The sequence below is a fragment of the Streptomyces sp. NPDC055962 genome (assembly GCF_042270185.1).
Lineage (GTDB): Bacteria > Actinomycetota > Actinomycetes > Streptomycetales > Streptomycetaceae > Streptomyces.
Genome location: NZ_JBHJYN010000006.1, coordinates 267,691 through 280,345, shown reverse-complemented (window position 1 = coordinate 280,345; position 12,655 = coordinate 267,691). Strand labels below are relative to the sequence as shown.

At 70.6% G+C, this 12,655-nt stretch carries 9 protein-coding genes; 4 read left to right on the top strand and 5 right to left on the bottom strand.

Annotation, left to right across the window (positions count from 1 at the left end):
* The first annotated feature begins 242 nt into the window (after nucleotides 1-242).
* Nucleotides 243-758, top strand: a complete 516-nt coding sequence (locus ACFC51_RS19770; RefSeq protein ID WP_376529886.1) for a putative immunity protein — start codon at nucleotides 243-245, stop codon at nucleotides 756-758.
* 44 nt (nucleotides 759-802) lie between these two features.
* Here the strand turns inward: ACFC51_RS19770 and ACFC51_RS19765 are convergent, their stop codons facing one another.
* Nucleotides 803-1,405, bottom strand: a complete 603-nt coding sequence (locus tag ACFC51_RS19765) for a YdcF family protein (RefSeq protein ID WP_376529884.1) — start codon at nucleotides 1,403-1,405, stop codon at nucleotides 803-805.
* Between the two features lie 347 nt (nucleotides 1,406-1,752).
* On the opposite strand from ACFC51_RS19765, the gene ACFC51_RS19760 reads away from it, so the two are divergent.
* The 3 genes from ACFC51_RS19760 to ACFC51_RS19750 all read left to right on the top strand — a co-directional run bounded on the left by ACFC51_RS19760 (nucleotide 1,753) and on the right by ACFC51_RS19750 (nucleotide 5,456).
* Nucleotides 1,753-2,670 (top strand): hypothetical protein, encoded by a 918-nt coding sequence (locus ACFC51_RS19760; RefSeq protein WP_376529882.1) that lies wholly within the window; start codon nucleotides 1,753-1,755, stop codon nucleotides 2,668-2,670.
* A gap of 120 nt (nucleotides 2,671-2,790) precedes the next feature.
* On the top strand, nucleotides 2,791-3,660 hold the full coding sequence (locus tag ACFC51_RS19755) for an alpha/beta fold hydrolase (RefSeq protein ID WP_376529880.1): 870 nt from the start codon (nucleotides 2,791-2,793) through the stop codon (nucleotides 3,658-3,660).
* A gap of 353 nt (nucleotides 3,661-4,013) precedes the next feature.
* Complete coding sequence (locus tag ACFC51_RS19750) at nucleotides 4,014-5,456, top strand: cytochrome P450 (protein WP_376529878.1); 1,443 nt, start codon at nucleotides 4,014-4,016, stop codon at nucleotides 5,454-5,456.
* A 312-nt stretch (nucleotides 5,457-5,768) separates the two neighbouring features.
* On the opposite strand, the gene ACFC51_RS19745 is transcribed toward ACFC51_RS19750, so the two are convergent.
* The 4 genes from ACFC51_RS19745 to ACFC51_RS19730 form a co-directional block, all read right to left on the bottom strand.
* On the bottom strand, nucleotides 5,769-6,764 hold the full coding sequence (locus ACFC51_RS19745; RefSeq protein ID WP_376529876.1) for a hypothetical protein: 996 nt from the start codon (nucleotides 6,762-6,764) through the stop codon (nucleotides 5,769-5,771).
* Between the two features lie 208 nt (nucleotides 6,765-6,972).
* Nucleotides 6,973-7,476 carry a DUF4232 domain-containing protein gene (locus ACFC51_RS19740; protein ID WP_376529874.1) on the bottom strand — a complete coding sequence of 168 codons (504 nt, stop codon included), beginning with the start codon at nucleotides 7,474-7,476 and terminating at the stop codon, nucleotides 6,973-6,975.
* 155 nt (nucleotides 7,477-7,631) lie between these two features.
* Complete coding sequence (locus tag ACFC51_RS19735) at nucleotides 7,632-7,871, bottom strand: hypothetical protein (RefSeq protein WP_376369043.1); 240 nt, start codon at nucleotides 7,869-7,871, stop codon at nucleotides 7,632-7,634.
* Nucleotides 7,872-7,955: 84 nt separating this feature from the next.
* The gene (locus ACFC51_RS19730; protein ID WP_376529873.1) at nucleotides 7,956-12,335 is read right to left on the bottom strand and encodes a hypothetical protein; all 4,380 of its coding nucleotides are present in this window, start codon (nucleotides 12,333-12,335) and stop codon (nucleotides 7,956-7,958) included.
* Between the last annotated feature and the right edge of the window lie 320 nt (nucleotides 12,336-12,655).

The window sequence follows — 12,655 nt, the reverse complement described above, 5'->3', positions numbered from 1 at the left end:
CTGACCTGTCCTGACCGTCGCCGGGCTTCCTTGTCATCGCCGAACGCTCCATGGATAGGGTCACAGGGCAGGACGGCGGAGGACGGCACCGTCACCGGTCGCCGCTGCCCGGGCCCTGTCCTCCTGCCGCGCCGAGACGCGGCAGAACTCGCCCCGCCCGCCCCGGTGATGGCGGCCGGCGTCGCGGCCTAGCCGTCGGGTCTGCGGGCGTGGCCGCACGCCGACAGGAAGGAACGCCGACGATGATCCTCCCGAAGGTCAGGGATCCTCGCTTCGTGACGATCCGCCGCGGCGGGACCCTCACGGATGCGGATCACCATCTCCTCGCCCTCTGGGCGGCTGATTGCGCGGAGCACGTCCTCGGTCTTTTCGAGTCGGCCCGGCCCGAGGACCAGAGACCCCGGCAGGCGATCCGGCATGCCCGCGCCTGGGCGCGCGGCGAGGTCAGGATGATGGAGGCGCGTGCGGCGGGCGGACATGCCATGGGCGCCGCCCGGGACCTTCGGGGCGCAGCACGACATGCCGCGTACGCCGCCGGTCAGGCCGGAGTCGTCGCACACGTGGCCGCGCATGAACTCGGGGCGGCTGCTTACGCGATCAAGGCCGTACGCGCTGCCGCGCCGCCGAGCGAAAGTGAGGCCTCAGGGCGACTCGAGTGCCGGTGGCAGCGCGACCAGCTCCCTGAGGGGATTCGCGAGCTCGTTCTCGACGACCAACGGGTACGGAACGACATCTGCTGGTCGGTGTTCGACTGCTGAGCGTGCGTCGGGCCCCGCACGGAGATCTCGTGCGAGCGCGTCGTCTACAGCGAGGCCTTCCGTTCCTCGGAGTCGAGGACGCGGAGGGTCCACAGTCCGTACAGCGCCAGCAGCGGTTTGCCGACCGTCCACTCGCCGAGGCGGTAGTCGTCCGCCGGCACGAGCCTCCGCGCCAGATCAGGGCGTTGCCGTCGCAGGTAGGCACGGGCCTTGAGCGCATGCGCCGGCTGGGAGACGATCTTGATGCGGTCGGCATGTTCGATGAGCGGGATCACGTTCGTGATGTTCTCCCATGTCGTCGAACTACGGTCTTCGAGGAGCACCGTGCCGTGATACTGGAGCACCGACTTCGCGTAGGCGGCCATCAGCCGGGACTCCGCGGCTCCGTCACTGGTCGTCACACCACCGCTGAAGATCAGGCGCGAGTCTCGCGCACATCCGGCGGAAAGGGAACGGATTCCGGCACGGACGCGCCAGCGGTTGATGGCGTTCGCCGTCGGTTGCGGGTTCCGGTAGCCCAGGACGACCACCGCTTCGGACACGCCCTCGCTGCTCCCCACGAGGGCGCGAGACCATCTCCGGTTCAGCCACTCACCCCACGCCAGGACCGCAGCCCCGGCCATCGCCAGTCCCGTCCTTCGTCGCATGTGGTGACTTTAGATCACCAGGCTCGGTCTGGCGGCGAAGGAACCAGCCGGCACGGACACCGCTCCCGTCCCCGATCCAGGGCAGAAACGGTTCGATCTCCGTTCACCGCTCCTGCCCGGGAGAGGCCCGGTGTGCGCTGGATAGCATCGCCGTCCGGACGTACTCGGAAGGCCTCCTCATGACCCGCACGACCCCGCCGCGCCCTCTCGACGCAGAAGTGGTGTTCCCTGCCCTTGCGGCCCACCGACGCACAGCGACTCGGCTGCACCCCCGTCACGGCTTCCCCGGGGTGCGGGACAGTTCGGTGGCGGGCCCCCTGCTGTGGCCGGCCGAGGAACCGTGGCCCGTGTGCACCGCCGTGCACCCGAAGGGCACGGGCCACCGCCTCGCCGATGTGAGGCTGCGCCGTCGGATCCTGGCGGACTCCTGGGGGCGGGAGCGCACCGAGGACGAGGAGCGTCTGCTCGACGGCTTGGACGTGGGCAGCCACGCGCCTGGGCTCCGTGACGACGATCCGCTGCCGCTGCTGGCCGTTGCCCAGTTGTACGCACGGGAGATTCCGGATCTCGTGGGGCCCGAGGGCCACGACCTCCTTCAGGTCTTCTGGTGCCCCTTCGAGGTGCATGGCGACCGCCGCGCCATCGACGTCGTGCTGAAGTGGCGGCATTCCGCCGATGTCGGCGACGTACTCATGCCGCAGCCCGAACCCCCGGTGGCCGGCCGCGAGGAGTGCGTGCCGACCATGTGTGTCGTGCACCCGGAGCAGGTCGTGGAGCACGAGTACCTCGGGCTGCTGGACGACGAGTTGCGGGCGGCCATCGACGAATGGGAGGAAAGTCTCCTGGACGAGGCAGGAGAGGCCGGGGAAGAGGACGGCTCCTCCTCGGAGGCGAGTTACGCCACGTACGAGGAGTACGCGGCGGCCATGACCGCGGCACAGGCCTCGGAGCCGGATGCGATCGACTACATGAGCGATCTGTCGATCGCCCCCGGCTGGAAGGTCGGAGGCTTTGCCTCCTGGCATCTGACCGATCCCGCTCCGGTCGACTGCCGGGTGTGCGGAACTGCGATGCGGCCTCTGCTCACCGTGGACCAGTGGGAGTGTGACGGGGCCTCACGCAGCTGGCTGCCGGTCGAGGACCGGGACTCCGGCGGCGACCCGCACGCGATCAGCCCGACGGACGTCTACCTGGGCCGCGGTCTGATGCGCGTGCACACCTGCCCGAGCGATCCGGTGCACCCGCACCGGCTCAGCTTCCAGTAGCAGCCGCCCGGGACCACCGTGGAGGACACTTTCGGATCCGAGGTGCGGACCCGTGGTACCGGGTCCCGGAAGATGAACCGGCATCGATGAGTTCGCGGGGCGGGAGCGGTCTGCACCGGTATGGAGACCTACACATGTGAGACCGCTGGGGCCGACCTCGTCTATGACGTTCGCCGGCCGTCAGCAGCCGACGACGGACGTCCGCCGCTGCTGATGATCGGGCAGCCCATGGACGCCACTGGATTCGCCGCGCTCGCGGCACGCTTCCCCGACCGGACTGTCGCCACCTACGACCCGCGAGGGCTGGGCCGCAGCGTCCGTAAGGACGGGCGGGCCGACCACAGACCGGAGACCCAGGCCGAGGACGTACACGCCGTCATCGAGGCGCTCGGCGCCGGTCCTGTCGAGATGTTCGCCAGCAGCGGCGGCGCGGTGACCGCGCTCGCGGTCGTGGCGAAGTACCCCGGCGACGTGACCGTTCTGGTCGCGCACGAACCGCCTCTCGTCACGCTCACACCGGACGGCCCGGCCGCCGTGCGGGCGCGGGCCCGCGTGCGGGAAGCGTACGAGACGCGGGGGTGGGGGGCGGGGATGGCGGCGTTCGTGGCCATGACCTCGTGGGAGGGCGAGTTCACCGATGCGTACTTCGCCCGGCCCGACGCCGATCCCGCCGCGTTCGGGATGCCCGTCGAGGACGACGGCTCACGCGATGATCCGCTGCTGTCCGACCTGTCGTGGGCGATCAGCGACTACCGGCCGGACGTCGACGCGATCGCCGCGGCTGCGACCCGGGTGGTGATCGCCGTGGGTGAGGAGTCCGAGGGCGTGCAGACCGGGCGTACGTCCGTCGCGACCGCCGAACTGCTTCGTCAGCGGGTGACCACGTTCCCGAGTCATCACGGCGGATTCCTCGACGGGGAGTTCGGCTATCCGGGCAAGCCCGACGAGTTCGGACAACGACTGCGTGAGGTGCTCGACGGCGCCGAGTAGCGAGGGGCGCAGATGGGGCCGGTGGGACGCTGCGAGCAGTTGCATGATCAGCGCCGGGGCGTGTGCTCCGGAGCCGGACAGCACCGTCTGGCGTCCCACGGGCCACGATACCCCGGCATCCCACGCCTCCAGAGCCCTCCCTCATCCCCACAGGTGTGGCCTGGATGCCGTGACAGCGCGACGGCAGGCTGCCGCGCAACTGCTGCACCGGACGCCGACCGCGGCAGAGCAGCATGCGTTTATCACAAGAACCTTGCGCTACGCAAAGATCAAAAGTCACCCGCATCCGCCGACGTGATCTTGGGAATGCATGGGCCGCAGCCCGGACCCCCACGTCAGGAGCAGATGACACCGTGCATCCCCCCACCGCGATCTCGTCCCCCACGCCGCTCGCGCCCGGCAGCCTTCCTTTGCTCGGCCATGTGCACCGGCTCGCCCGCGACCCGCTTCCGTTCATCACCTCACTCCGTGAACACGGCGGCGTCGTACGCATACGTATAGGTATGACGCCCGCCTACGTGGTCACCGACCCGGCTCTCACCCGCCAGGTGCTGGTGACGGACGCGCCGGACTTCGCCAAAGGCGGCAAAATCATCGATGCCTTGCGTGTCTTCTTCGGGGACGGCCTCGCCACCGTTGCCGACGGCGACACGCACCTTCGCAACCGACGCCTGATGCAGCCCATGTTCAACAAGGCACACATCGGAACCCGCAGCCCCGCCATGATCGACCAGGTGCGCTCGATGGTGACCGCCTGGCCCGAAGCCACCCCCCGCGACGTGTTCGCGGACATGAACGACGTCGCCCTCGCAGTCTTCCTCGCCGCCCTGTTCGGCACCGATCTGCCCGACCATCTGCAGAGCGACTTCACCACACTCATGCCCGACATCATGAAGGGGACCATCCGTCAGACCGTCCTCCCGTCCTGGATGACCAGGCTGCCGCTGCCCGCCAACCGGGCGCACGCCGACCGCGTCCGGCGACTCCGCGAGCTAGTCGACCAGGCCATCGACCACCGCACAGCCCCCACGCCCGCGTCCGGCGAAACGCCAGAACCTGCAGGGTGCCCCCACGTCCCCCGACAGCAGCAAGAAGCCGGGCTGTTCGACACCCTGCTCCACGCGGAGCAGCTACTGACGCACCAACAGCTCCAGGACGAGGCGATCACGCTCCTGACCGGCGCGATCGAAACCACAGGGACCACCCTGGCCTGGGCGCTGTACGAGATATCGCAGAACCCCCGGGTCGAGGAGCGCCTCCGCGCAGAACTCGACGCCGTCTGCCCCGGCCGCCCGCTCGCCCCCGCCGACCTGGACCAGCTTCCGTACACACGGCGCGTTCTGCAGGAAAGCATTCGCAAGTACGGGCCCGCTTGGATGGTGACCCGAACTGCGACTCGGGACGTCGTTCTTGGGGGGCACCACGTTCCGCAGGGCGCGGACGTTGTATGGAGCCCCTACCTTCACCAGCACGACCCGGCATGCTTCCCCGACCCGGACGTCTTCGACCCGGACCGCTGGACAGCTGAGCGTGCCCCCCTCACACGAGGATCCTTCCTCGCCTTCGGGGACGGCCGGCGCAAATGCATCGGAGAGAACTTCGCCTGGATCGAACTGCAGATCATCCTGGCCACGATCCTTCAGACATGGCCCCGGCTGGAACTCACCTCACGCCCACCAAGGGCCCAGGCCGTGGTCACCGTCAAACCGGACGCGATGACACTGGCGTTCCACCACGACGCCATCGCGCGGACGCCTGGTGCATGCCGCTCCGTCCGGCCGGACGGCAGTGCGTAGCCATCGCTTGCCTCCGGCGAGTTCGGCTACGCCCCGGCGCCGGCAGTCCGGCCGTGGTGCCGGCCCCTCCCGCGTCGAGCAGTTGGTGCCGCACCGAGCCTTCTGGGGGCTGAAGGGGTGGAGTGGAAGCCGTAGTCCCCGTCGTCGTTCCAGTCGACCGGCGTCCCCTCCGCCCTAGGCCGCGCCGTGCGGCCGAGTCGCTCCATCGAGCAGTAGCGGTTCCGGCAGGGAGGATTCGGCACGCATGCCTCCTGCTCGGTCCGCCCGTGCGCCCTGCTCCTGTCGGGCCACACGGACGGTCCGTCGAGCAGGCTAGGCGAGCACCCACCGGGGCGGGTGCTCGCCGTCGGCCGGGCAGACGAAGACGTGCAGGTCCCGGTCCCGGCCGAACCGCAGCCGGGTGGGCTGGGCAAGAGAGGACCAGTCCTGGATCGAGGCTTTCCCGTCGAGAGCCGGATCCCGGTCCTCGCACGGCACCCAGCTGTGCGATCCCGCGTCCGTCTCCGCGCCCTCAGCAGTCAGCAGCAGCCGCATGGGAGTCGAACAGGAGTCGCAGTCGACGGCCATCGGCCCTGTCGAGGCCCAGCTGGGGTAGCCGCCGACCCGCCAGCCGGGCGGGATCGACAGGTCGCTCTGGTAGCTGAGGGCATGAGGGCCGCGCTCCGAGATCTGGGCGTCGTCCCATGCGTCGATGCGTGCGATCAGTGGGGCCGGCAGCACGCCGTCCTCCGCCCAGGGGTAGGTGTCGACTTCCTCCGGGTGCAGGACACACGGCTCGGGAAGCTCCTGCTCCGCTCGGAGCAGAGGCGTTCGGGGCGGTGGATCGAGGAAGCGTCCAGCGTGCTCGGTCTCGTCCGTCTTGCGCCACCGCAGATGGTAGCGGCGCTCGAGATGAGGACCATGTGTGAGCGGGCAGCGGAAGATCTGCGCCAGGTCCGCTCCGTCGGGCCCGGACGCCAGGCCGGGGACATCCCGGCGGAAGAACTGCGCCAGCCCTGCGAAGGGCACCGGCCCCTCCGTCCCGGGCGATTCGGCGTCGGGCCACGGCCGGCTCGGCGGCCACCCGCCCGAGTCCCGGGCACTGCGGATCTCGTCCGGCGCGTAGCCCTCGGTCTCGATCCGGTGCTGCTCGTGGCAGACCGGCCACGGGTCGTCGTACGGCCACAGCAGGGGCCCGCCGACGTGGCTGTCCCGTATGCCGGGCGCCCCCGGCCGGGGGTGCAACCGCGTGACACGGCCCCGGTAGGCGGCCAGTTCAGGGAAGACGGCCTCCACGGAGATCGGTCTGGCCGGTGTGGTCCTGGTCATGCGCAGACCGTACGCGGCGGGAAGGTCGGCAGGCGAACGGATTGCCGGGCGCGGACCCGGTCCCCCGGCCGTCCGGCTGCGGTGTGCGCGGCCCTGCCCGCGGGCCGTCGTGGCACGCGAGTCGCTGAGCCCCGGACACGCAGCACGACGGCCGTCCGTGCGTCCGCCGGAGCACCTCCGGGGGCGTTCCTGGGCGGGCGGAGGGTGGTCAGGCTCCGTGCATCACAGGGCCGATCAGCGTGCCGGCGGCGACCTTCAGCCTGCCTTCCGCGAACGAGGTGCCGGGGATCTGCCCGTCCGGGGCCTGCAGCGTGAACGACGCTTCGTCCGCGGAGATCTGGCGGGCGTCGTCGGGGACCTGTACGTCGAAGTGCACCGGGTGGCCGGGGCCGAAGGTCACCGTCGTGTGCTGGTCGCCGTAGCGGCCGGCGGTGACACCGGTCTGCGTACCGCGGTCGGAGAACCGTACGCCGGTCGGCGAGCCGGCCAGTTCGCAGGCGTCGTAGCCGCGCGGAGCGGTCAGCGTGACACGGTAGTGGTGGTGCCCCGAGCCGGCGGGCGCCTCGGTGATCTCCGCGGTGTGGTTGGCCGGACGGCATGCGGAGGGTGCGGTGCCGGATGTCGCCGCCGGGGAGGCCTGAGCGACCGTGGGGGCCGCTGAGGCGAGCAGCACGGCGACGATGGTGACGGCGGTCCTGCGGTCGGTACGCATGAGGGCTCCTTGCCTGGTGCGACGGTCCGGGGCGTCGGCCCCCGGGCCGCTGGTCGATGAGATCTCTGCCCCCGCGAGCCCACGGTGACTGTCCCAAGATCGTCACGACCGTGACGGCGGGGTCCACGACGACCGGCCGGCATCCCGCCTGCCTCCTATGAGCCCGCGGCCGCTCGGCCCAGGCGCACCAAGGAGACCAGTCCGCCGGGGCCGAGGAGGAGCACCCAGAGCGCGGGCTGCCCCGGCGAGGAACGGTCCGCCGCGACGACGAGCGCCACGGTGGCGGCCAGGTGGACGGAGGCGAAGACGAGTCGGACGGTGCGGCGGCGCAGCGGGAGCAGGGCGAGCAGGAGCCAGAGCAGGCCGATGAGAAGGACGAGCAGGATGAGTCCCATGGGCCGGGGGGCCTCCAGACGGAACGGGACCGGCCGGTCGCGCGAGGCGGCCGGCCGGTCGTGGGTCGGAGTCGGACGGGGTGGTCAGTAGCTGCTGTACCCCGCATCGAGCGGAATGCTCTTGTCGAGACAGAAGTGTGCCGGAGAGGGGTCGGTACCGGCGGACGCCGGTGCCGTGATGTCCCAGGGGTTACCGCTCTGGTCGGTGCCGAAGTTGCACGGCCCGTAGGGGTTGGGCCACAGCGGATAGTCCTGGTTGGGGTCGGGGATCTTGCTGAAGTCCTGGAAGTCTCCCTTGATCACGGGTGATGCGCCGCCGGCGGAGCCGTCCAGGTTCATGGCCTTGCCGTCCAGGTAGAGGTACTGGTCGGGCATGTGGCTGGAGCGCAGGTAGGGGCGTCCGCTCACCTTGCGTACCGATCCGTCGGCACAGACCTTCAGGCTCAGTTCCTGCCAGATGGGGGGCGCCTGGCCGAAGGCTGTGCCGACCAGGGGCGAGAGCAGCTCGGTCTGGAAGAAGTTGGACCAGATGCCGTGGGCCAGTTCGGCCACGGCGTCCGGCACCCGGCTGTCGCTGTCGGCCTTCTTCTGCCAGTTGTCGACGTTCTGCTTCGGTGCGTCGGCGCTCAGCATGGGCCGGTAGCCGATGGAGCCGCCGGAGGCGTACAGGGTGGCCACGCAGGTGCCGCCGGTGTCGACCGGCGTGTCGTCGTCCTTCACCACGGTCGGCTTCTTACCCGCGTACGAGTACGAGCGGCCCGGCAGGACGCCGGTGGCCAGGGGGTCGGCGGCGTGGTTCTTGTTGTCGTGCTGGTTGAGGTTCTTCACCGAGTAGCGCAGGTCGGGTTTGGCGATGCCGTAGTCCGTGGCGATCGCGGAGAAGGTGTCCGTCATGAACTTCGGCAGGTGCGTGTTGCCGGTGCGGTTGCCGTAGTCGACGTACTCACTGCCCGGGATGACGGTGCCGGCGGCGTCCTTGACGAACGAGACGGTGGTCCGTGAGCGGATCTTGTAGGAGTTGTCGTCGGTGTCGAACCGGGTCGGTTTGGAGGAGCTGGTCGGCCGGTCGGTGTAGGGGTTGGCGAAGCCCACCCAGGTGCCCTGGCTGGTGCCGTCGGGGTGGTTGACCGGGTCGGTACCGGCGGCTGTCACCTGCGAGCGCCAGGCTGTCATGGCACTCTTCGTCGCCGGCATCACGCACCCGGTGGTCGGGCCTGCCGTGCACGAGGGCAGGGCGGTGATGCGGCCGGTCAGGTCCATCCCCCAGTCGTAGAGGTTCTGGCGTCCGGTGAGCGGTCCGCCGATCCAGGACGCGGGGGCGGAGGTGTCGATGTTCTGGTCCTCGTCGAAGACGGCCACGGCGTCGACGCTGCGTTCCACGTAGGTGCCGGTGATGGGCACGAACGCCACGGCGTCGAAGGCGATGTCCTCGTCGCCCGTGCCGTCGGAGGTGACGGAGCTGAGGGTGACCTTGGGGACGTTGCCGAACATGAAGGCACCGATGGACACCCACCGGTTGCCGTTGCCCGGCTGGCGGACGATACGGGAGCGCACGCCGTTCTTGGTGGTGACGTCGTACTGGGCGAGCTGGGTCTGCGCCCCGTGGTCGGGCAGGTGGACCAGGACGCGGGCCGGCTGGCTGAGCGTCTTGTTGAGGGTCCAGGTCCCGGTGACCTTCATCTTGCCGCCTTCGGCACCGGCCTGGCGGGTGTGGGCGAAGGAGAAGTGACCGCCGTAGCCCGCTCCCAGCTGGTGGAAGTCGATCTTCGAGGGATAGAGGCCCTTGGAGTCGGCGGCGAAGTTGAGGCCGAACGTGCCCTGGTTGCTGGTGGGTGTGGTGCAGCCGGGCCGGATCGACGGTGTGCCGTCCGGGAGGTCGTCGATGACGAGGGCACCCGAGGGGAGGCCCGAGGTGGAGCAGTTGGGCGGGTAGGGGGTGCCGTCGGGCTGTTCGGCGTAGGTGCTGTCGAAGCGGACGAGCTCGTTGCCGCAGGAGTAGGAGCAGTCGCTCTTCCAGGTGCTGCTCTGGTGGTACCAGCACTTCAGGTCGTACTGGCCGGAGGCGTTCTTGTGGGCGCAGGGGCCGGCCTTGGAGCCTGCCACCTCCGGGGCGTTGGGCGTGTACGACTTGCCCGGCTCGCAGGTGTTGCTCGCGTCGCAGAACTGGTTCACGGGCGGCTTGGCGTTGGCGCGGTTGAGCGGGGCGGTGACCACGTCACCGTTCCACCAGGCAGGGCGGTACGCGGAGATGGGGGTGTTGGGGGCCTCCAGCAGCTCCGGCGGGTGGCCCGCGAAGCCGATCACCTTCTCCGGGTAGGGCCAGTCCTGCGGGTGAGCGGCGTCGGCGTAGGTGGTGTCCATGAAGGAGGCACGGTTGGCCGGGTACTCGGGGTTGGCGGGGTTGTTGGCCCATCCCACGCCCCAGGCCCCGCTGTTCTTGGCGCTGTCGGCCTGCGGGTAGAAGCCCGAGTTGTAGGCCCAGAGCGCGAAGAACCAGTTCTCGATCTTGACCGGATCACCGTTGTTGATCTTCATTCCGGCGCTGCGGATCTGGTTCCACTTGTCGGTGAGGATCTGCAGTCCGGCCGCGACGTTCACGGCGTAGTCCAGGGCGACGGCGCGCTGGGTCTGGTAGGCCCAGGCGGTGTCGGAGGGCCCCTTCTCCTTGCCGGCGAGGCGCATGTGGTCGGTCACCTGGGTGATGCCGTAACCGCAGTCGGCCTCGGCCCAGTTGATGTCCCAGTCGTCGGCGCTGCTGCTGTTGTAGATCTCCAGCCCGTAGTAGTTGCCGATGAGGGGGTTGGCGGTGACGCCCGGGACGGCGAAGCGCGCCGCCTGCCACATGTTGGACTCCTGGGCGGTGATGCCGAGCATCACCTGCGCCGGGACGTGATCGCCGTCGACGAGCGCCTTCTTCGGGAAGAGGGTCTGCGGCGCGTACGCCGGCATGCCGAGGTTCTTCCAGTTGGCAGGTCGCGACGCCTTGGCGTTCAGAGTGCCCATGATGGCCTGGTCGACGGCCCATTCCACCTGTCGCGGCTTGGGCTGCATCGCCTGGTTGCGGGGGTCGTTGCGCGGGACGGAGCAGTAGCGCTCGTCCTCGACGGGGTTGCTCGGCGAGGCGGCCGCGGCGAGGCCGTTCGCCGCCCGCGCCTTCTTCCCCGATCCCGTGCCCGTGCCCGTGCCGAGGCCCGGCGTGGGCGCCACGCCCTGCTCGGCGTCGGCGCCGACGACCGCGGCGGGGTCGACGACGAAGGTCATCGTGCGCTTACGGGCGGGGAGGCTGACACCGAGGGTGACGGGGCGGGGCTCCGCCGCCCCCTCGGAGGTCACCCTGGAGTCCTTGCCGTCCGCCCAGGCGGTCGTGGTGATGACGGCCCGGCCCTTGGTGGAGACGCGGGCCCCTTGGGGGGCGTCGAGCAGCCGCACCGCCTTGGGCAGGGCACCGGTGGTGGCACCGCGCTGGGCACCGGTGAGGTAGACCCGGCCGTCGGCGGAACGGGTCACGTCGACCGTGTCGAGCTTGCCGTGCCCCAGCGCCGCGGCCTTGCGCCCGGAGTCGGGGGACTTCAGCTGCCCGGCGGTCAGGTGCCGGGCGGTCGCCCGGTCACCGGAGCGGTCCAGGAAGGTCAGCCCGCCGTCCTGGTCGGGAGTGAGCCGGAAAGGTACGGCGTCGGTGGCAGCCAGGGTCGAGCGGCGGCCGTCGGCGGAGACGGAGACGATGCGGGAGGTGTCGGCCGCCACCATGCGCCCGTCGCCCGCGGGGACGGCGGAGGTGAGCTGTCCGGCGACCTTGACGGGGGCGGCGACCTTGCCGGTCGCGGCGTCCACACGCAGCAGTCTGGTCGAGGTCTTGTCCTCGCCGCCGCTCTGCGTGAGCACGGCGTCCTCGCCGGCGCCGCAGCCGGGGTTGTAGTAGGCCAGGCTGACCTGGCGACGGAGCTTGGTGACCTCGCCCGTGGTGAGGTCGACCACGGCGGCGAAGGCGCCGCGGGCGAAGAGTTCCGCCTTGTTGGTGAAGGTGCGGGGCGCGTAGACCACCACGGCCCGTTCGCCGGACTCCGTCACGCAGGCGTTGCCGATCCATGCGTCGGTGTCGAAGCCGGGCTCGGCGAGGGTGGCGGCCGTCCGCCAGGCGTACCCGGACCGCTCGTCGGCGACCAGCAGGTGCAGGCCCTGGGCGTCCCCCGTGGTGGTCCACATCCGGTCCCGCGAGGTGCGCCAGCCCGTGCCGAGCGTGGCATCGCGCTTCTTCTCCGGTATCCCGGCCTCCGCGGCGTCGGGCCGGCGCTCGGGCGCGCCGGCACCCTGTGAGCCGCTCCAGGGGGTGTCCGTCGCGGCGGCGCCGGACACGGCCGGCTCGGGGGTGGGGGCGGCTGCCGCCTGCAGGGTGCCGGCCAGCAGGCCGGCCAGCGCGACGGATACCGCCGCTGCGAGGCGGAGCCCGCCTCTGGATCTTGGCATGGGTGTTCCACTCTCTGTCTGCGCCGTTCGGCGCTCATCCGGCGCGAGCGGACACCCCGGGCACAGGCGGCTCGCAGCCGACCATGCTGGAGTCCGCCCGTCTCGGTACGCTCTCCCCGCCGTCTCGCGGACCGGGTGCCGGTGAGAACCTCGGTCCGCTCCCCCGCAACCGAGCTGCGGAGCAGCCGCCGCGCCACGGTGCGTCGGCCAGGAACGCGCAGCAACCTCCCCCCACCGGACCGGCGTCGGGGCGCTTGCCGGGGCGGCCCTGCTCCAGCAGCACGGACGGGCTGCGTCCTCCCCTCCCCCGTGCGGGACGG